Genomic DNA, 17,925 nt, shown 5'->3' with positions numbered 1-17,925 from the left:
CCACCGCGCAAAGGCTTGGGTCAATCGCGCAGATCCGACTCGTGAATCGGGTTGGCTCGGCTGGTCGCCCGCTGGTACTGCGCCGGCCAGGTGGCCTTGTTGCCGCCCAGGTCGTCGTCGGCATGCAGCGGCCAGTACGGGTCGCGCAGCAGTTCGCGGGCGAGGAAGATGATGTCGGCCTGGCCAGTGCGCAAAATATGCTCGGCCTGGGCAGGTTCAGTGATCATGCCCACGGTGCCGGTGGCGATTTCCGATTCCTTGCGCACGCGCTCGGCGAAGCGGGTCTGATAGCCCGGACCGGTGGGGATTTCGGCGTTGACCGAGGTACCGCCGGAGGACACGTCGATCAGGTCTACACCCAACCCCCGCAGACGGCGGGCCAGTTCGACGGTTTCATCCGGGTTCCAGCCGTCCTCGACCCAATCGGTTGCCGATACCCGCACGAACAATGGCAACTCGGCCGGCCAGGCTTTGCGCACGGCCTCCACCACTTGCAAGGTCAGGCGAATGCGGTTTTCGAAGCAGCTGCCGTACTCGTCACGGCGTTGGTTACTCAGCGGCGAGAGGAACTGGTGCAACAGGTAGCCATGGGCAGCATGGACTTCCACCACCTTGAAACCGGCCTTCAAGGCGCGCTCGGTCGAGGCGACGAAGGCGGCGATCACACCCTGGATTTCGTCCTCGGTCAGCTCGCGTGGCGCTGTGTGCTGCGGGTCGAAGGCGATCTTCGAAGGGCCCACCGGCTGCCAACCGCCGTCTTCGAGCTTCACACTACCCTGCTTGCCCAGCCATGGGCGATAGGTGCTGGCCTTGCGCCCGGCGTGTGCCAGCTGGATACCGGGCACGGCGCCTTGGGCAGTGATGAAGCGCGTGATGCGTTGCAACGGGGCGATCTGCGCGTCATCCCACAAGCCAAGGTCTTCGGCAGTGATGCGGCCATCGGCGGTGACCGCCACGGCTTCAGTGATCACCAGGCCCGCACCCCCGACGGCGCGGCTGCCTAAATGAACAAGGTGCCAATCGTTGGCCAGGCCATCGATAGCGGAATACTGGCACATCGGCGAGACGGCGATGCGGTTGGGCAGGGTCAGCTGACGCAGGGTGTAAGGCTCGAGCAGCAGGCTCATGAGGGCACCTCCCAAGGACTCCAATGGTGATCCGGCCCGGGCACTCAATTGCACGTCCCTGGCCCAGGTCCGGCCATAACTTCAGACTAGACCAGAATGAGTGGTGGGGGCTCGCAGGATTTTGGGGGTATGGGGTGCATGCCTTGAGAGTGATGTCGCCTTTGAGATCGAGCGCCGCCCGCGCGGCGCATCGCGAGCAAGCTCGCTCCTACGTTTGTTTCGGGCCAATTCTGCCTCGGGGATTTGCGCGCGAACGCCTTGGCGCTTGGCTCGACATCGCGTCGTACCAACAAGGCGGTCGCGCGCGCCTGCCACAGGATTGACTGGCCCGAAACAAACGTAGGAGCGAGCTTGCTCGCGATGCGCCGCGCGGGCGGCGCTCGATCTCCGCCACACTGCAAAAATCAAGGCAAGCCCAGCGAACGCCTCAGCGAACGCCTCAGCGCGGCTCCATGTGGGCAATCATCAACTGCACGCTTTCATTGCCACGAAACTCGTTCACGTCCAGCTTGTAGGCCAGCTCGACCCAGCGCACCGTCGGGTTCGGCCACACCTCGCGGTCGATACCAAAGGCAATGCCGTCCAGCCGCACCGAACCGCATTCGCTCTTGAGCACCACCTTCAGGTGCCGTTCGCCCACCACGCGCTGCTCTACCAGCTGGAACACGCCATGGAACAGCGGCTCGGGGAAGTGCTGGCCCCACGGCCCGGCGTGGCGCAAGGCCTTGGCCAGGTCGAGGTGGAACTCCTCCACAGCCAGGCTGCCATCGGACAGCAGCCGGCCAGTCAGGTCTTCTTCACGTAGCTGGCGCCGTACTTCTTCATCGAACGCCTCGGCAAACGCCGGGAAATTGCCTTCAGGCAACGACAACCCCGCCGCCATGGCGTGGCCGCCGAATTTGCTGATCAGTTGCGGATGACGAGCCGCCACGGCATCCAGCGCATCGCGGATATGGAAGCCCGGTACCGAGCGCGCCGAGCCTTTCAGCATACCTTCGCCGGCATCGGCAAAGGCAATGGTGGGACGGTGATAACGCTCTTTCAGGCGCGAAGCCAGAATACCGATGACACCTTGGTGCCAGTCGGCATCGAACAGGCAAAGGCCATAGGGCATCGATTCGACCGGCAGGTCCTTGAGCTGCGCCAAAGCCTCGCGCTGCATGCCCTGCTCGATGGACTTGCGGTCCTGGTTCAGATCGTCCAGCTGCTGGGCCATGTCCTGGGCCAAGGCCGCGTCTTCGCACAGCAGGCATTCGATGCCCAGGCTCATGTCGTCCAGGCGCCCGGCGGCGTTCAACCGAGGGCCAAGAATGAAACCGAGGTCGGTCGAGGTAATACGCCGGTGATCGCGGCGGGCCACTTCGAGAATTGCCTTCAGCCCCGGACGGGCGCGGCCGGCACGGATGCGTTCGAGGCCCTGGTGCACCAGGATGCGGTTGTTGGCATCCAGCGGCACCACATCGGCGACGCTGCCCAGCGCCACCAGATCGAGCAGCTCACCAATGTTCGGCTGTGGTTGTGTCTCGTAGCGCCCAAGGCTGCGCAGGCGCGCACGCAAGGCCATCAGCACATAGAAGATCACCCCTACCCCGGCCAGCGATTTGCTCGGGAAGCCGCAACCTGGCTGATTGGGGTTGATGATGGCATCGGCGTCGGGCAACTGTTCACCCGGCAGGTGGTGGTCGGTGACCAGCACCTTGAGCCCGGCAGCCTTGGCTGCCGCCACCCCTTCGACGCTGGAAATGCCGTTGTCCACGGTAATCAGCAACTGCGGCTGGCGTTGCAGCGCCACCTCGACGATTTCCGGGGTCAGGCCGTAGCCATACTCGAAGCGGTTGGGCACCAGATAGTCGACATGGGCAGCGCCCAGCAGGCGCAGGCCCAGCACCCCGACGGTGCTGGCGGTGGCACCGTCGGCATCGAAGTCGCCGACGATGAGGATGCGCTGGCGCTGGTCAAGGGCTTCGACCAGCAGGTCCACGCCGGCCTCGATGCCCTTGAGCTGCTGGTAGGGCAGCAGGCGCGCCAGGCTTTTGTCCAGCTCGGCCTCGCTCTGCACGCCGCGCGCAGCGTATAGGCGGGTCAGCAAGGGTGGCAGGTTACCCAGAAATGGCAGGGTCGGCGGCAGAGGGCGAGGTTCGATACGCATGGGTTGTTTCAGCCACGCTCACCCAGCAGCCACTGCAGCTGTACTTCATGCTGGCCACGGTCGTCAGTCACGAACACCGTACCTTCACTGATCATCACGTCCCACTTGATGCTGCGCGGCATGTCGGTCGCCAAGGTTTCCAGCACCTCTTGCGGCACAGCGGCAATGCTCAGGTTCTTCAGGTTCTTGACCGCACTCACCACTTTACCTTCCCACACCCGCAGGCTGCCGTAGGCCAGCAGGCTGGTGCGCTCGGTACGCCGCGAGCACCAGGTCAGGCGGTCGGCATCGGGCTGACCGACTTCGATCCAGTGCAGCACGCGATCGTCCAGGCTCTTTTCCCACAGCGCCGGCTCATCGACATCCGACAGGCCGCGGCCAAACGACAAGTTCTCGTTGTACCAGAGCGCGTACGCCAACAGACGAACGGCCATGCGTTCTTCGGTTTCCGAAGGGTGGCGGGCGATGGTCTGCTTGACGCTTTCGTAGACGTTGCGATCAAGGTCGGTGAGGTTCAATTCGAACTTGTAGGTGGTGGACGGCTGGGCCATGGTCGACGGGCTTCGTGCAAAAGAAAAGTGGCACAGTCTAACCCATCCGCACCTTCCATGCGCCGCAGCAGTACCCGGCGAAACCGACGTGTGATAAAACCACGGCACTGCCCAACTGCCACGGATGCCCCATGTCGACGCCCAGCAAACCCCTCGCCGGCCTTAAAGTTGTCGAACTCGGCACCCTGATCGCCGGGCCGTTCGCCTCGCGCATCTGTGCCGAATTCGGCGCCGAGGTGGTCAAGGTCGAATCACCCGATGGCGGCGACCCTTTGCGCAAGTGGCGCAAGCTGTACGAGGGCACGTCACTGTGGTGGTTCGTGCAGGCCCGCAACAAACAGTCGCTCACCCTCAACCTCAAGCACCCCGAGGGCCGCGAGATCCTCAAGCGCCTGCTGGCCGAGGCCGACATCCTGATCGAGAACTTTCGCCCGGGTGTGCTGGAAAAACTTGGCCTGGGCTGGGATGTACTGCATGCGCTGAACCCGCGCCTGGTGATGGTGCGCCTGTCGGGCTTTGGCCAGACCGGGCCGATGAAGGACCAGCCGGGCTTCGGCGCGGTGGGCGAGTCGATGGGCGGGCTGCGCTACATCACCGGTTTTGACGACCGCCCACCGGTGCGCACGGGCATTTCCATCGGGGACTCGATTGCCGCCCTGTGGGGAGTGATCGGCGCACTCATGGCGTTGCGCCACCGAGAAGTCAATGGCGGCCAGGGCCAGGTGGTGGACGTGGCACTGTACGAGGCGATCTTTGCCATGATGGAAAGCATGGTCCCGGAGTTCGATGTGTTCGGTTTTATCCGCGAACGCACCGGCAACATCATGCCTGGCATTACGCCCTCCTCCATCCACACCAGCGCCGACGGCAAGCATGTGCAGATCGGCGCCAACGGCGATGCAATTTTCAAGCGCTTCATGCAGGCAATCGGCCGTGACGACCTGGCCGACGACCCAACCCTGGCCAGCAACGACGGCCGCGACCTGCGCCGTGACGAGCTGTACGGGGTGATCGACCGCTGGGCCAACAGCCTGCCGCTGGAGCAGCTGATGCAGGTGCTGACTACCGCCGAAGTGCCGGCCAGCCGTATCTATTCTGCCGAAGACATGTTCAACGACCCGCAGTACCTGGCGCGCGAAATGTTCTTGCAAGCCAAGCTGCCGGATGGCAAGCCATTTCGCATGCCCGGCATCGTGCCCAAGCTGTCGGACACCCCCGGTTCCAGCGAATGGGTCGGCCCGGCCCTTGGCGAGCACACCGAGGCACTGCTCGCCCGCCTGGGCTACGACGCGGCGGCCATTGCCAGCCTGCGCGCAGCAGGCACGGTCTGACCCTGGCGCGGCCCGGTTTCATGCGCGCGGCCCGCTGCCTACGCCACCTGATCCTGCTGTGTGGGCTGTTGCCCGCACTGCTGCTGCAGCCAGCCAGCGCCAAGGAGCGCATCCTCTGGCTGGTGCGTGACCTGCCGCCGTTCACCATTTTCGAAGGCACGGAAAAAGGCCAAGGGGTGATCGACCAGTTGCTGCCGCTGCTGATCAGGCAGATGCCCGAGTACGACCACAGCATCGTGCGGGTCAACCGCGCCCGCGGCCTGCAGATGCTGCAAGACCGCAACAGTTTTACCTGCGATCCGACCCTGCTATGGACCCCGGAACGGGCCGAATATGTGCGTTTTTCCATGCCATCGCTGGGCGTGGTCAGCGGCGGCCTGGTACTGCGCAAGGAAAACCAGGCGCTGCTGGCGCCCTACCTCGACGGCCAGCAGGTGGACCTGCATGGTTTGTTGAGCAACAACGCGCTGAAGCTGGGGATTGTCGCCGAACGCAGCTACGGCACGCAGATCGACGCCATTCTGCGCCAGCTCCCCGACACCGCGCTCAGTCGCCATTATGGCAACGACGCCACTGCCAACCTGCTGCAGATGCAACAACTGGGGCGCCTGCGCCTGGTGCTCGGCTACTGGCCGGAGGTGCGCTACCTGATCCAGCAGCAAGGCGGTTCACTGGCTGATTACCAGTTTCACCCTGTACAGGGGGTGGAGCGCTACCAGTTTCTGCATGTGGGGTGCTCGGACAACCCGCTAGGCCGCGAAGCGATTGCGCACATCGATCAGCTGTTGCCTGCGCTGCGCCGGGATGTGTTGCCAGCGCTGTATGCGCGCTGGCTGGACCCGGCGTTGCAGGAAGACTATCTGCAGGAAAGCCGCCACTTCTTCGAAAACAGATGAATCCAGCTGGCATGCGCAGTCGCTGTGTAGGAGCAGCCTTGTGCTGCGAAAGGGCCCGCATTGCACACGAAATTCTTAAGCTGCATTGGCCCTTTCGCAGCACAAGGCTGCTCCTACCGGGGGTATGTGTGGACCGATAAAAAAGAAACCCCGGACGCTGGGGAGAACGCCCGGGGCCAAGCGAAAGCCCTTGGGGACTTCCCGTGACAGCCTTGCCAGCGCCGGAGCAAAGCACTGGCTGACTGCCTCTACTGTGTCTGATAGGCCACTCAGGCAAAGGTTCCATGGGGTTGCTGACGCTGCTGCAATGCCGCGATCACACAAGGCTGCAAACGCCCCTCTGCTATCTGCAGATCACGGTGCAGGCCATCCACCAGATCGATCAACAGGCGTTGCTCCTGCAATTGGCGCTCGCTGACCGTACGCCGCAAGGTAATACCGGCGAGGCGGTCATGAACGGTCAATTGGCGATTACCGCTGGCATCGGCGATGCCGAGGTGGGCCTGATAGGGGGCTAGGGCGTCGTTGAGCAGGCTGCAGATTCTTTCCATCCGGATCACTCGCTGCGTGGTGGGATCTAAAGGAACTGACCAACAGGCGCAGCGCAAAGTTCGTTGCACCGCGGCTGTTTCAGTGAGCATGCGGGGCCGACGTGACAGTTTGAATACGCCGCCTCGGGCGCACCTGCAGTGCTTGCAGGGCATGCTGCAGACGTGGCATCGACAGTGGCCAGGGCAGCTCGGCGAGCACCCACATACCGCGATCTCTGGCCTCCTGGGCAAGATCGTGATGATTGAGCGTGGGCTGGCCGACGAACAGCAATGCACGCGCCGGGTGTTGCTGGCCGAGCAAGGCAAGGCCGGCCCGGGTTGGCATGGCGTGATCGAGGATCAGCAAGTCGGGACGCCGTTCAGCGCCGAGGCAGGCATCAAGGTCACCGGTGTTTTCGCTGATGCGCACATCGAAGACACCATGTGCGTTGAGTGCCTGGTGCAGGAGGATCTGGTGGGATGGGCGAGCCTGATGAATCAACACGTAGGTCTTATGCATGAGCCGCTCCTGGTGGGAGGACCGACTAATTTAGGCGTTGCACCGAGCAGCCTGAATAGGACATTTCAGAGGTAATCGTGGGAAAGCTCCGAAAACCTGGGGCCGCGGTGCGGCCCCAGGCTACGGCAATGCTTAGAGAGGCTTGCCGCGGTTGCCATGCTGGCTGACAAAGCCCTGTACAGCCTTCAGGTCATTGGCCAGTACCGTGCAACGCTCCTCACGGCTGAACAGGTCGCTGAGGTGCGCAGGCAGTTCCAGCGCCTTGCCCACACCGGCCTTCTCCACCGCTTCCGGGAACTTGACCGGGTGTGCGGTGCCCAGCACCACCATCGGCGTGTCCAGGCTGCGGCGGCACTCGCGGGCAGCCTTGACGCCGATGGCGGTATGCGGGTCAAGCACTTCACCGGTGGCGGCGAACACGTCGGCGATGGTCTCGCAGGTTTGCTCGTCGGTCACCGCCAGCGAGTCGAACAGCTTGCGCGCTTCGGTCCAGCGGTCTTGCTCGACGCTGAAGCCACCACCTTGCTTGAAGTTGGCCATCAGCTCGGCAATCGCCCCACCGTTGCGACCGTGCAGGTCGAACAGCAGGCGCTCGAAGTTGGACGAGACCATGATGTCCATCGACGGCGACAGGGTCGCGTGCAGGGTTTCCTTGACATACTGGTTGCCGCTCATGAAGCGGTGCAGGATGTCGTTGCGGTTGGTGGCGACGATCAGTTGGCTGATCGGCAGGCCCATGTTGCGCGCCAGGTAGCCGGCGAAGATGTCGCCGAAGTTGCCGGTCGGTACCGAGAACGCCATCGAGCGCGCTGGGCCGCCCAACTGCAGCGCCGCGTGGAAGTAGTAGACGATCTGGGCCATGATCCGCGCCCAGTTGATCGAGTTGACGGCCACCAGGCGGGTGCCCTTGAGGAACGACTGGTCGGCGAAACTGGCCTTGACCATTTCCTGGCAGTCGTCGAAGTTGCCTTCGATGGCGATGTTGTGGATGTTCTCACCGAAAATGGTGGTCATCTGCCGACGCTGCACTTCCGACACACGCTGGTGTGGGTGCAGGATGAAGATGTCGACGTTGTCGCAACGGCGGCAGCCTTCGATGGCCGCGGAACCGGTGTCACCGCTGGTGGCGCCGATGATCACCACACGCTCGTTGCGCTTGGCCAGCACGTGGTCGAGCAGGCGGCCGAGCAGTTGCAGGGCAAAGTCCTTGAACGCCAGGGTCGGGCCGTGGAACAGCTCCAGTACCCATTCGTTGCTGTTCAGCTGGCGCAGCGGGGCGACCGCCGCGTGGGCGAACTCACCGTAGGTTTCTTCGAGGATTTTCTTGAAGTCGGCATCGGCGATGCTGCCTTCGACGAACGGGCGCATCACCCGGAAGGCCAGTTCGTGGTACGGCAGGCCGGCCCACGAGGCGATTTCTTCCTGGGTGAAGCGTGGCAGGTTTTCCGGCACGTACAGGCCGCCGTCGCTGGCCAGACCGGCCAGCAGCACGTCTTCGAAATTCAGGGCCGGTGCCTGGCCGCGAGTACTGATATAGCGCATGGGTGCAAACCTTCGATGCTGGGGCCGGGGCCGCGCTGGCGGCCCAACGGCAATAATGTTCTTAGTTGAGCTGCTCGACGCGGATGCGCACGACCTTGCCGACTACATCCTGCAGGGCTTCCAAGGCGACGATGGCATCGTTGATGCGCTGCTCGACCACACCATGGGTTAGCAGGATCATCGGCACCAGGCCGTCCTGTTCCTCGGCTTCTTTCTGCATGATCGACTCGATGTTGATACCACGCTCCGAGAGGATGCTGGCCACCTGGGCCAGTACGCCCGGGTGATCCTTGGCCTGGATGCGCAGGTAGTAGGCGCTTTCACAGGCTTCGATCGGCAGGATCGGGTGAGCCGACAGCGAATCTGGCTGGAAGGCCAGGTGCGGTACGCGGTTTTCCGGGTCGGAAGTCATGGCGCGAACCACGTCGACCAGGTCACCGACCACCGACGAAGCGGTAGGCTCCATACCAGCGCCCGCGCCGTAGTACAGGGTGGAACCGGCAGCGTCACCGTTGACCATGACGGCGTTCATCACGCCGTTGACGTTGGCGATCAGGCGGTCGGCCGGGATCAGCGTCGGGTGCACGCGCAGCTCGATACCTTCGGCGGTGCGACGGGCCACACCCAGGTGCTTGATGCGGTAGCCCAGCGCCTCGGCATAGTTCACATCTGCCGTGGTCAGCTGGGTGATGCCTTCGGTGTAGGCCTTGTCGAACTGCAGCGGGATACCGAACGCGATGGACGCCAGGATGGTCAGCTTGTGCGCGGCATCGATGCCTTCGACGTCGAAAGTCGGGTCGGCTTCGGCATAGCCCAGCGCCTGTGCCTCGGCCAGCACGTCCGGGAAGGCACGGCCCTTCTCACGCATTTCGGTGAGGATGAAGTTGCCGGTGCCGTTGATGATGCCGGCCAGCCAGTTGATGCGGTTGGCCGACAACCCTTCGCGGATGGCCTTGATCACCGGGATGCCACCGGCCACGGCCGCTTCGAAGGCAACGATGACGCCCTTCTCGCGGGCTTTGGCGAAAATTTCGTTACCGTGCACGGCGATCAGCGCCTTGTTGGCGGTGACCACGTGCTTGCCGTTTTCGATGGCCTTGAGCACCAGGTCGCGGGCCACGGTGTAGCCACCGATCAGCTCGATGACAATGTCGATCTCCGGGTTGCTCGCAACTTCGAACACATCAGCGGTAATGGGGGTACCGGTAATCTGGCAGTTCGGGTTCTGCGAGCGCATGGCGATCTGTGCCACTTCAATACCGCGCCCGGCACGGCGGGCAATCTCCTCGGCGTTGCGCTGAAGTACATTGAAGGTTCCGCCACCGACGGTCCCCAACCCACAGATGCCTACTTTGACCGGTTTCACTGTGAACTCCCCATTGAACGGCCGACACGTTTGCCGACCGTGAAACATGCCGTCACCCCATGACGACGGCGTACTGAATTGGATTACTTGGCCAGTGCCAGCTTGGCAACTTGCGGTGCCGGCTGATAGCCCGGAATGACCTGGCCGCTTTCAAGGACAATGGCCGGCGTGCCGTTGACGCCGATCGACTGGCCCAGCTGGAACTGCTTGCTGACCGGGTTGGCGCACTTGGCGGCCTTGATCTCTTCACCTTCGACCATCTTGTCCATCGCCCCACGGCGGTCGCTGGAGCACCAGACTGCCTGCAACTGCTGGTCACCCGGCGAGCCGAGGCCCTGGCGCGGGAAGGCGACATAGCGCACCTCGATACCGCGACGGTTCAACTCGGGCACTTCGGCGTGCAGCTTGTGGCAGTACGGGCAGGTGGTGTCGGTAAACACGGTGATGTGCGACTTGGTCTCGCCCTTGGCAGGATAAACCACCATTTCGGCGGCTGGAATGCCGTTGATGAGCTTGGCGATGCCTTGCCGTTCGGTTTTTTCGGTGAGGTTGACCGGCTTGCCGTCCTGGATCTGGAACAGGTAGCCCTGCATCACGAACTGGCCGTCGGCGCTGGCATACAGCACGCGGCCGCCTTGCAGCTTGACCTCGTACAGGCCATTGAGCGGGCTGCTGGCCACGCTTTCCACCGGTACTTCCAGCTCAAGGTTCTGCAACGATTTACGGATGGCCTGCTCGGCACCGGCATTGCTGTCGGTTGCCGCGGCAACGGCAAAGGTACTGGCCAGCGCCAACGCGGCGGCGGCGAAAAACTGGGTCACGCGCATGGGAACTCCTGAAGGCGGACAGGGGCCGGAGGGCGCCACCTGCGGAAAATACGCGGTGACCGTGCGGCCCTTGGTGCAAACCGCTCAAGCCTACCACATCACGCTGCCGGTGAAGGGGCTTGCAAGGACCGGTCGGCGGAACATGAAAAACATTCATCCACGTGGGTGATGCTGCGCGTGCAACTGCTGCAGGCGGGCCTTGGCGACATGGGTATAGATCTGCGTGGTCGACAGGTCACTGTGGCCCAGCAGCATCTGCACCACACGCAAGTCAGCGCCGTGGTTGAGCAGGTGCGTGGCGAAGGCATGGCGCAAGGTGTGCGGCGACAACGGCTTGTCGATGCCGGCGACCCGGGCATGATGCTTGATACGGTGCCAGAAGGTCTGGCGGGTCATCTGCTCGCCGCGCTGGCTGGGAAACAGCACGTCGCTGGGGCGGCCGTTGAGCAGTTCGGCGCGGCCATCGCGCTGGTAGCGCTCCAGCCACACCACCGCCTCTTCGCCCATGGGCACCAGGCGCTCCTTGCTGCCCTTGCCCATCACCCGCAGCACACCCTGACGCAGGTTGACCTGGTCGAGGGTCAGGCTGACCAGTTCGGTGACACGCAAGCCGCAGGCATACAGCACTTCGAGCATGGCACGGTCGCGCTGGCCGATCGCTTCGCCCAGGTCCGGCGCCTGCAGCAAGGCTTCGACGTCAGCTTCGGAGAGCGACTTGGGCAGTGGCTTGCCCAGTTGCGGCATGTCGACCTGCAGGGTCGGGTCGATGGCCACCAGCCTTTCCCGCAGCAGGTAGCGGAAAAAACCGCGCAGGCCAGATAGGAAGCGCGCCGTGGAGCGCGGCTTGTAGCCTTGATCGAGGCGCCAGGCCAGGTGATCGAGAATCAGCTCACGGCCGGCATCTGGCAGCGATACAGCCTGCTCCTGCAGCCAGCCATTGAACAGGGCCAGGTCGCTGCGATAGGACACGCGGGTATTGTCGGAGAGGCCTTTTTCAAGCCACAGGGCATCGAGGAACTGGTCGATCAGGGGGTGGTCGAGAGCGGGCATGAAAACTCGGTGGCAAACGGCGAATTGACGCTTAGTCTTTCATAACACTGCAGGCATAGGGAGCCCATATGAGCGAACAGCAGATACTTCTCAGCGTCGGCGGTATCGGCGCCGCCGCGCTTGCCTGCCAATGGCTGGCCTGGCGCCTGAAGCTACCGGCGATCCTGTTTCTGCTGCTGGCCGGGATCATCGCCGGCCCGGCGCTGGGCTGGCTGGACCCCGAGGCGCTGTTCGGCCCGCTGCTGATGCCGCTGGTGTCGCTGGCGGTGGCGCTGATCCTGTTCGAAGGCAGCCTGACCCTGCACCTGTCGCAGTGGCGCGAGATCGGCAGCGTGGTGCATCGCCTGGTCACCGTGGGCGCCTTGGTCACCTGGCTGATCATCGCCCTGGCGACTCACTGGCTGTTGGGGTTCGACTGGCCGCTGGCAATTTTGTTCGGCACCCTGACCCTGGTCACCGGCCCCACCGTGATCGTGCCGATGCTGCGCGTGGTGCGCCCCAAGTCGACCATCGCCAACATCCTGCGCTGGGAAGGGATCATGATCGACCCGATCGGCGCACTGCTCGCAGTGGTGGTGTACAGCTTCATCATCGCCAGTGCAGACGGCAATGGCCTGGTCCAGAGCCTCACGACCTTCGCCGGGGTCATTTTCTGCGGTACCGCCCTGGGCGCGGCCGGGGGCTGGCTGCTTGGGCAGATCATGCGCGAGCAGTGGCTGCCGGAGTACCTGCACAACCTCGCATCGCTGGCGGCGGTGCTGGGTATTTTCATCGCCGCCAACCAGATCGTGCACGAATCCGGGCTGCTGGCAGTGACCGTAATGGGCATGTGGCTGGCCAACATGCGCGGCGTTGATGTGCGGCAGATTCTGCACTTCAAGGAAAACCTCAGCGTGCTGCTGATTTCCGGCCTGTTCATCCTGCTGGCTGCGCGACTCGACCTGCATGCCCTGCTGGGCCTTGGCCCGGCGGTGCTGGCGCTGCTCTTGGTGATCCAGTTGCTGGCACGCCCGCTGAACGTATGGCTGGCCACACTGGGCTCGACACTCAGCTGGCGGGAACGCGCACTGCTGGCCTGGATTGCGCCACGCGGCATCGTTGCCGCCGCCGTTTCGGCGATCTTTGCCATCCGCCTGCACCAGGCCGGTCATCAAGACGCCCTGTTGCTGGTGCCGCTGACCTTCGCCGTGATCATTGGCACGGTGGTGCTGCAAAGCGCCACGGCCAGGCCGCTGGCACGCCTGCTGAAGGTTGCAGAGCCTGCGCCCAGCGGCTTTCTCATCGTCGGCGCCAATGAACCGGCCCGAGCCATCGCCAAAGCACTGCAGCAGTTGGGCAGTCGGGTTTTGCTGACGGATTCCAGCTGGGAAAACATTCGCGCCGCACGCATGGACGGGCTACCCACTTATTTTGGCAACCCGGCGTCACAGCATGCCGATGCACACCTGGACCTGGTCGGTCTGGGGCACTTGCTGGGGCTCTCCCCCGCTGGCGAAATCAATGCCCTGGCCTGCGCGAGGTTCCGCCATGATTTCGGCCATGGCCGGCTGTTCGTGCTGGCCAGCGGCCTGGAGAAACAACGCAGCGACAAACATCGGGCAGCTGAGGAACACCGCGGCCACCTGCTGGGGGCCAACTCGATGACGTATCTGCAACTGGCCAACCGCCTGCATCAAGGCGCCGAGCTGTACAGCACCAACCTGACCGAAGGTTTTGACTGGGACGCCTACAAGGCGCTGCATGGCGAGCGTGCACACCTGCTGTTCGCACGCGATGGCCATGGCTGGGTGCATGTGGCCAGCCCCGATAACCCATTGCAACCGCAACCAGGCTGGACCCTGGTGGCGTTGATCGAGCCAGCGCCGCAGCCCTGATACTCAGGCGCTTGGCAGCACGGGCACCGGGCGCTTGTCTTCGTCGATGGCGACAAAGCTGAACACGCCATGGATCGCCCGCTCACGGCCGTCCAGGTACATGTTTTCGACGAACACATCCACCTGCACCTGCAAGCTGGTATTGCCGACCTTGATCACCGTCCCCACCAGCTCGACGATCGAACCCGCCGGGATCGGGTGCTTGAAGTCGATGCGGTCGGTGGACACGGTCACCAGCGGCAGGCGGCAAAAGCGCGTGGCGGCGATGAACGACACTTCGTCCATCCAGGCCAGGGCGGTGCCGCCGAACAGGGTGTTGTGGTGGTTGGTGGTGTTGGGGAACACCGCCTTGGTCACGCGGGTCACCGACAATTCGGTGCGGCGCTGAATTTCCTGGTCTCGGGTAGTGCTCATGAGCGACTCCATCATAAGGCGGGCGGGCCAGTGCGCGCCCTTCGCGGGTTAAACCCGCTCCCACAAAAAAAGCAGCCCGAAGGCTGCTTTTTTCTCGCTAGGCGGCCTCGGCCACCGGGCAAACTGCACTCAGGACAGTTTTTCCTTGATGCGAGCGGCTTTGCCGGACAGGTCGCGCAGGTAGTACAGCTTGGCTTTACGCACGTCACCACGACGTTTCACGGCCAGGCTGTCGATTTGCGGGCTGTAGGTCTGGAAGGTACGCTCTACGCCAACGCCGCTGGAGATCTTGCGCACGGTGAAAGCGCTGTTCAGACCGCGGTTACGCTTGGCGATAACGACGCCTTCGAACGCCTGCAGACGGGAACGCTCACCTTCCTTCACTTTAACCTGCACGACAACGGTGTCGCCTGGTGCGAAGGTCGGGATTTCCTTGCTCATCTGCTCGGCTTCGAGCTGCTGGATGATCTTGTTGGTCATGCTGTGCTCCTAAGATGGATACGTGATCCACCATCGATACGTTTAACTATCGTCCCGCTCGCGGAGGTATTCCTCGAGCAGCTTCTTCTCTTCTCCAGAAAGCGAGCGACTTTCCAGAAGATCGGCGCGTCGTTCGAAGGTCCTACCAAGGGACTGCTTCATCCTCCAACGCCGGATATGTGCATGGTTGCCACTTAGCAACACGTCGGGAACACGCTGATCCGCATACACCTCAGGTCGGGTGTAGTGCGGGCAATCGAGCAGACCGTCGGTGAAAGAATCTTCTTCCGCCGAGTCCACATGCCCTAAAGCTCCGGGCAGCAGCCGCGTAACCGCATCGATCAGTACCATGGCCGGCAGCTCGCCACCGGAAAGCACATAGTCGCCAATCGACCACTCCTCATCGACATGAGCCTCGATAAAGCGCTCGTCGATGCCTTCATAACGACCGGCGATCAGGATCAACGATTCCTGTTCGGCCAGGCCTTTGACCGCCTGCTGAGTCAGCTTGCGGCCTTGTGGCGAAAGGTAGATCACCTTTGCCCCAGCTCCGGTCGCTTGCCTGGCGCTAACCAGGGCGTCTTCCAGAGGCTTGATTTTCATCACCATGCCCGGACCACCGCCAAACGGCCGATCATCTACCGTATGGTGACGATCTGTGGTGTAGTCCCGCGGGTTCCAGCAAGTCACCTGAAGCAACCCCTGTTTCACCGCGCGGCTGGTAATGCCGTACTCCGTGATGGCCGAGAACATCTCGGGGAACAACGTGATGACGTCTACGCGAAGGTTACCCATCGTTTAGAAGTCCGCGTCCCATTCAACCCGCATCACGCCTGCTTCCAGGTCGACGTTGAGCACGCATTGCGCCGTGTAGGGCAACAGACGCTCGCGATCATCCAGGCTGCCTGCGCAGGGCTTGACCACCATTACATCGTTCGCACCGGTCTCCAACAGGTGATCGACCTTGCCGAACAGGTGTTCGTCCTGGTTGATGACCTTCAGACCGACCAACTGGTACCAGTAGTACTCGTCGGCAGCCAGGTTGGGCAAAAGGCTCCGCGCAATGCAGATTTCGTAACCGCTCAGAAGACGGGCTTCATCGCGATCGTCGAGGCCTTTCAGCTTCACGACCAGGCCCTTTTGGGAGCCACGACCGCTAACCAGCTCGACCTGCTTTACCTTGCCTTCGTGCCGAAGCGTCCAGCGTGGATAATCCAACAGGTTTTCAATCGGATCGGTAAAGGAATACACCTTCACCTCGCCGCGAACGCCGTGAACCGAAAAAATCTTGCCAACGACGATGAGGTCGTCAGCCTTTTCTGGCGTCGCGTTCATACTATTCAGGCAGCGGCCTTGGCAGCTTCCTTCAGCAGCTGAGCAACGCGCTCAGACGGCTGTGCACCCTGGCTCAGCCAGTAGGTGACGCGCTCTTGGTTGACCGACAGTTTAACTTCGGCGCCAGCGGCGATTGGGTTGAAGAAACCTACGCGCTCAACGAAACGGCCGTCACGGGCGTTACGCGAGTTGGTCACGGTCAGGTGGTAGAATGGGCGCTTTTTCGAGCCGCCACGGGCCAGACGAATGGTTACCATGTGAACATCGTTCCTATAGTCGGTGCTGCAGTTGATACAGCAGCTGGTACTGCAAATCTGAATGCCAAATAGGCACACGGGTGCCCAAAAGGCCGCATATTCTCGGGGAATACACGGACATTTGCAAATGACTTTTTCGGCAAGGCCATGGCCTGCCGTCCAGATTTGCCGGTTGCGCCGCGAAATCCGCGGCCGTTGCCCCGCCGAGGCGGGGGTTCTGGGCGCCTGCCCGACAAAAGGCAGGCCCCCGGAATAGGGGTTACAGCTTGGGCATCCCGCCGCCTGGCAGCATGCCGCCCAGGCCGCGCATCATCTTGGCCATGCCGCCTTTGGCAGAGAATTTTTTCATCATCTTCTGCATCTGCTTGTGCTGCTTGATCAGGCGGCCGATGTCCTGCACCTGGGTGCCGGAGCCCAAGGCGATACGGCGCTTGCGCGAACCGCTGATCAGGTCAGGGTCGCGGCGCTCGGCCGGAGTCATGGAGTTGATGATCGCTTCCATCTGCTTGAACTGCTTCTCGGCGGCGCCTTGGGCGTTGCCCATCTGCGACAGGTTGACCCCGCCGATGCTCGGCAGCTTGTCCATCAGGCCACCGAGGCCGCCCATGTTCTTCATTTGTTGCAGCTGGTCGCGGAAGTCTTCGAGGTCGAAGCCCTTGCCCTTCTTCAGCTTCTTGGCCAGCTTGTCGGCCTTGGCCTTGTCGATGGTCTGTTCGGCTTGCTCGATCAGGCTGAGCACGTCACCCATGCCGAGAATGCGCGATGCCACGCGGTCGGGGTGGAACGGCTCGAGGGCCTCGGTCTTCTCCCCCATACCGATGAACTTGATCGGCTTGCCGGTAATGGCACGCACCGACAGCGCAGCACCGCCACGGGCATCACCGTCGACCTTGGTCAGCACCACGCCGGTGAGCGGCAGCGCTTCGCCAAAGGCCTTGGCGGTGTTGGCGGCGTCCTGGCCGGTCATGGCGTCGACCACGAACAGCGTCTCGATCGGCTTGACCGCGGCGTGCAGCGCCTTGATCTCGTCCATCATGTCGGCGTCGATGTGCAGACGGCCGGCGGTATCGACGATGACCACGTCGATGAACTTCAGCTTGGCTTCGCGGATGGCTGCTTCGGCAATCGCCACCGGCTTCTGGCTGATGTCGGACGGGAAGAAAGTGACGCCGATGTCGTTGGCCAGGGTTTCCAACTGCTTGATCGCCGCCGGGCGATAGACGTCGGCAGACACCACCATCACGCTCTTTTTCTTGCGCTCTTTAAGGAAGCGCGCCAGCTTGCCGGCGGTGGTGGTCTTACCGGCGCCCTGCAGGCCAGCCATCAGTACTACCGCGGGCGGAGCGGCGTTCAGCGCGAGGTCTTCGTTGGCCGCGCCCATCAGGCTTTCCAGCTCGGCCTGGACGATTTTCACGAATGCCTGGCCCGGGGTCAGGCTGCGCGAGACTTCGGTGCCGACCGCACGGTCCTTGACGCTGTTGACGAAATCCTTGACCACCGGCAGGGCAACGTCGGCCTCGAGCAGGGCCATGCGCACTTCGCGCAGCGTGTCCTTGATGTTGTCTTCGGTCAGCTTGGCCTTGCCGGTGACATGGCGCAGCGTCTGTGACAGGCGGTCGGTCAGGTTTTCGAACATGGTGATCCTTTCAGGCCCAGTAAAAGCCGAGGTTTGTCAG

Annotated in this window: 18 protein-coding genes; 3 read left to right on the top strand and 15 right to left on the bottom strand. The window is 62.8% G+C overall.

The genetic code is table 11. The features are described from left to right. Positions 1-20 precede the first annotated feature (20 nt). The 3 genes from ACNFBR_RS04105 to ACNFBR_RS04095 form a co-directional block, all read right to left on the bottom strand. Entirely contained in the window at positions 21-1,127 is a 1,107-nt protein-coding gene (locus ACNFBR_RS04105; RefSeq protein WP_416733776.1) for an NADH:flavin oxidoreductase/NADH oxidase, read from the bottom strand. Positions 1,128-1,566: 439 nt separating this feature from the next. Then, entirely contained in the window at positions 1,567-3,276 is a 1,710-nt protein-coding gene (gene recJ, locus ACNFBR_RS04100; RefSeq protein WP_416733775.1) for a single-stranded-DNA-specific exonuclease RecJ, read from the bottom strand. Positions 3,277-3,284: 8 nt separating this feature from the next. Continuing rightward, complete coding sequence (locus ACNFBR_RS04095; RefSeq protein WP_003252169.1) at positions 3,285-3,827, bottom strand: YaeQ family protein; 543 nt, start codon at positions 3,825-3,827, stop codon at positions 3,285-3,287. Between the two features lie 131 nt (positions 3,828-3,958). On the opposite strand from ACNFBR_RS04095, the gene ACNFBR_RS04090 reads away from it, so the two are divergent. Both ACNFBR_RS04090 and ACNFBR_RS04085 read left to right on the top strand, forming a co-directional pair. Further along, positions 3,959-5,158 carry a CaiB/BaiF CoA transferase family protein gene (locus ACNFBR_RS04090; protein ID WP_416733774.1) on the top strand — a complete coding sequence of 400 codons (1,200 nt, stop codon included), beginning with the start codon at positions 3,959-3,961 and terminating at the stop codon, positions 5,156-5,158. A 20-nt stretch (positions 5,159-5,178) separates the two neighbouring features. After that, positions 5,179-6,054 (top strand): TIGR02285 family protein, encoded by an 876-nt coding sequence (locus ACNFBR_RS04085; protein ID WP_416733773.1) that lies wholly within the window; start codon positions 5,179-5,181, stop codon positions 6,052-6,054. Between the two features lie 269 nt (positions 6,055-6,323). On the opposite strand, the gene ACNFBR_RS04080 is transcribed toward ACNFBR_RS04085, so the two are convergent. From ACNFBR_RS04080 to xerD, 6 genes are all read right to left on the bottom strand, one after another. Beyond that, positions 6,324-6,605: a DUF3509 domain-containing protein gene (locus ACNFBR_RS04080; RefSeq protein WP_416733772.1), complete on the bottom strand. Its 282-nt coding sequence runs from the start codon at positions 6,603-6,605 to the stop codon at positions 6,324-6,326. A gap of 79 nt (positions 6,606-6,684) precedes the next feature. After that, positions 6,685-7,104 carry a histidine kinase gene (locus tag ACNFBR_RS04075; protein WP_416733771.1) on the bottom strand — a complete coding sequence of 140 codons (420 nt, stop codon included), beginning with the start codon at positions 7,102-7,104 and terminating at the stop codon, positions 6,685-6,687. Positions 7,105-7,236: 132 nt separating this feature from the next. Beyond that, positions 7,237-8,646 (bottom strand): threonine synthase, encoded by a 1,410-nt coding sequence (thrC, locus tag ACNFBR_RS04070; protein WP_416733770.1) that lies wholly within the window; start codon positions 8,644-8,646, stop codon positions 7,237-7,239. Between the two features lie 61 nt (positions 8,647-8,707). Next, complete coding sequence (locus tag ACNFBR_RS04065; protein ID WP_085673377.1) at positions 8,708-10,012, bottom strand: homoserine dehydrogenase; 1,305 nt, start codon at positions 10,010-10,012, stop codon at positions 8,708-8,710. Positions 10,013-10,095: 83 nt separating this feature from the next. Beyond that, the gene (locus tag ACNFBR_RS04060; protein ID WP_416733769.1) at positions 10,096-10,839 is read right to left on the bottom strand and encodes a thioredoxin fold domain-containing protein; all 744 of its coding nucleotides are present in this window, start codon (positions 10,837-10,839) and stop codon (positions 10,096-10,098) included. Between the two features lie 153 nt (positions 10,840-10,992). Further along, on the bottom strand, positions 10,993-11,889 hold the full coding sequence (gene xerD / locus ACNFBR_RS04055) for a site-specific tyrosine recombinase XerD (protein WP_416733768.1): 897 nt from the start codon (positions 11,887-11,889) through the stop codon (positions 10,993-10,995). A 68-nt stretch (positions 11,890-11,957) separates the two neighbouring features. On the opposite strand from xerD, the gene ACNFBR_RS04050 reads away from it, so the two are divergent. Further along, positions 11,958-13,763, top strand: a complete 1,806-nt coding sequence (locus ACNFBR_RS04050; protein ID WP_416733767.1) for a cation:proton antiporter — start codon at positions 11,958-11,960, stop codon at positions 13,761-13,763. Between the two features lie 3 nt (positions 13,764-13,766). Here the strand turns inward: ACNFBR_RS04050 and ACNFBR_RS04045 are convergent, their stop codons facing one another. The 6 genes from ACNFBR_RS04045 to ffh all read right to left on the bottom strand — a co-directional run bounded on the left by ACNFBR_RS04045 (position 13,767) and on the right by ffh (position 17,885). After that, positions 13,767-14,177 carry an acyl-CoA thioesterase gene (locus tag ACNFBR_RS04045; RefSeq protein ID WP_416733766.1) on the bottom strand — a complete coding sequence of 137 codons (411 nt, stop codon included), beginning with the start codon at positions 14,175-14,177 and terminating at the stop codon, positions 13,767-13,769. Between the two features lie 129 nt (positions 14,178-14,306). Further along, positions 14,307-14,657, bottom strand: coding sequence for a 50S ribosomal protein L19 (gene rplS, locus ACNFBR_RS04040; RefSeq protein ID WP_003252148.1), 351 nt, complete (start codon positions 14,655-14,657; stop codon positions 14,307-14,309). Positions 14,658-14,699: 42 nt separating this feature from the next. Then, positions 14,700-15,452, bottom strand: coding sequence for a tRNA (guanosine(37)-N1)-methyltransferase TrmD (trmD, locus tag ACNFBR_RS04035; RefSeq protein ID WP_416733765.1), 753 nt, complete (start codon positions 15,450-15,452; stop codon positions 14,700-14,702). Between the two features lie 3 nt (positions 15,453-15,455). Beyond that, entirely contained in the window at positions 15,456-15,992 is a 537-nt protein-coding gene (gene rimM / locus ACNFBR_RS04030; RefSeq protein WP_416733764.1) for a ribosome maturation factor RimM, read from the bottom strand. 5 nt (positions 15,993-15,997) lie between these two features. After that, on the bottom strand, positions 15,998-16,249 hold the full coding sequence (rpsP, locus tag ACNFBR_RS04025) for a 30S ribosomal protein S16 (RefSeq protein WP_003252142.1): 252 nt from the start codon (positions 16,247-16,249) through the stop codon (positions 15,998-16,000). 259 nt (positions 16,250-16,508) lie between these two features. Next, positions 16,509-17,885, bottom strand: coding sequence for a signal recognition particle protein (gene ffh, locus ACNFBR_RS04020; RefSeq protein ID WP_003252139.1), 1,377 nt, complete (start codon positions 17,883-17,885; stop codon positions 16,509-16,511). Positions 17,886-17,925: the final 40 nt, after the last annotated feature.

The sequence above is a fragment of the Pseudomonas sp. NY11955 genome (genome assembly GCF_048068035.1).
Classification (GTDB): Bacteria; Pseudomonadota; Gammaproteobacteria; order Pseudomonadales; family Pseudomonadaceae; genus Aquipseudomonas.
The sequence above is the reverse complement of the archived record's forward strand: the minus strand, read 5'-3'. Positions and strand labels throughout refer to the sequence as shown.

What these genes read in the sequence shown, in the direction of transcription:
- ACNFBR_RS04060 (WP_416733769.1), bottom strand. Translation starts at nt 10,839, where the DNA reads ATGCGCGTGACCCAGTTTTTCGCCGCCGCCGCGTTGGCGCTGGCCAGT.
- ACNFBR_RS04075 (WP_416733771.1), bottom strand. Translation starts at nt 7,104, where the DNA reads ATGCATAAGACCTACGTGTTGATTCATCAGGCTCGCCCATCCCACCAG.
- rplS (WP_003252148.1), bottom strand. Translation starts at nt 14,657, where the DNA reads ATGACCAACAAGATCATCCAGCAGCTCGAAGCCGAGCAGATGAGCAAG.
- thrC (WP_416733770.1), bottom strand. Translation starts at nt 8,646, where the DNA reads ATGCGCTATATCAGTACTCGCGGCCAGGCACCGGCCCTGAATTTCGAA.
- ACNFBR_RS04090 (WP_416733774.1), top strand. Translation starts at nt 3,959, where the DNA reads ATGTCGACGCCCAGCAAACCCCTCGCCGGCCTTAAAGTTGTCGAACTC.
- ACNFBR_RS04050 (WP_416733767.1), top strand. Translation starts at nt 11,958, where the DNA reads ATGAGCGAACAGCAGATACTTCTCAGCGTCGGCGGTATCGGCGCCGCC.
- ffh (WP_003252139.1), bottom strand. Translation starts at nt 17,885, where the DNA reads ATGTTCGAAAACCTGACCGACCGCCTGTCACAGACGCTGCGCCATGTC.
- rpsP (WP_003252142.1), bottom strand. Translation starts at nt 16,249, where the DNA reads ATGGTAACCATTCGTCTGGCCCGTGGCGGCTCGAAAAAGCGCCCATTC.
- trmD (WP_416733765.1), bottom strand. Translation starts at nt 15,452, where the DNA reads ATGGGTAACCTTCGCGTAGACGTCATCACGTTGTTCCCCGAGATGTTC.
- ACNFBR_RS04105 (WP_416733776.1), bottom strand. Translation starts at nt 1,127, where the DNA reads ATGAGCCTGCTGCTCGAGCCTTACACCCTGCGTCAGCTGACCCTGCCC.
- rimM (WP_416733764.1), bottom strand. Translation starts at nt 15,992, where the DNA reads ATGAACGCGACGCCAGAAAAGGCTGACGACCTCATCGTCGTTGGCAAG.
- ACNFBR_RS04085 (WP_416733773.1), top strand. Translation starts at nt 5,179, where the DNA reads ATGCGCGCGGCCCGCTGCCTACGCCACCTGATCCTGCTGTGTGGGCTG.
- xerD (WP_416733768.1), bottom strand. Translation starts at nt 11,889, where the DNA reads ATGCCCGCTCTCGACCACCCCCTGATCGACCAGTTCCTCGATGCCCTG.
- ACNFBR_RS04095 (WP_003252169.1), bottom strand. Translation starts at nt 3,827, where the DNA reads ATGGCCCAGCCGTCCACCACCTACAAGTTCGAATTGAACCTCACCGAC.
- ACNFBR_RS04045 (WP_416733766.1), bottom strand. Translation starts at nt 14,177, where the DNA reads ATGAGCACTACCCGAGACCAGGAAATTCAGCGCCGCACCGAATTGTCG.
- recJ (WP_416733775.1), bottom strand. Translation starts at nt 3,276, where the DNA reads ATGCGTATCGAACCTCGCCCTCTGCCGCCGACCCTGCCATTTCTGGGT.
- ACNFBR_RS04080 (WP_416733772.1), bottom strand. Translation starts at nt 6,605, where the DNA reads ATGGAAAGAATCTGCAGCCTGCTCAACGACGCCCTAGCCCCCTATCAG.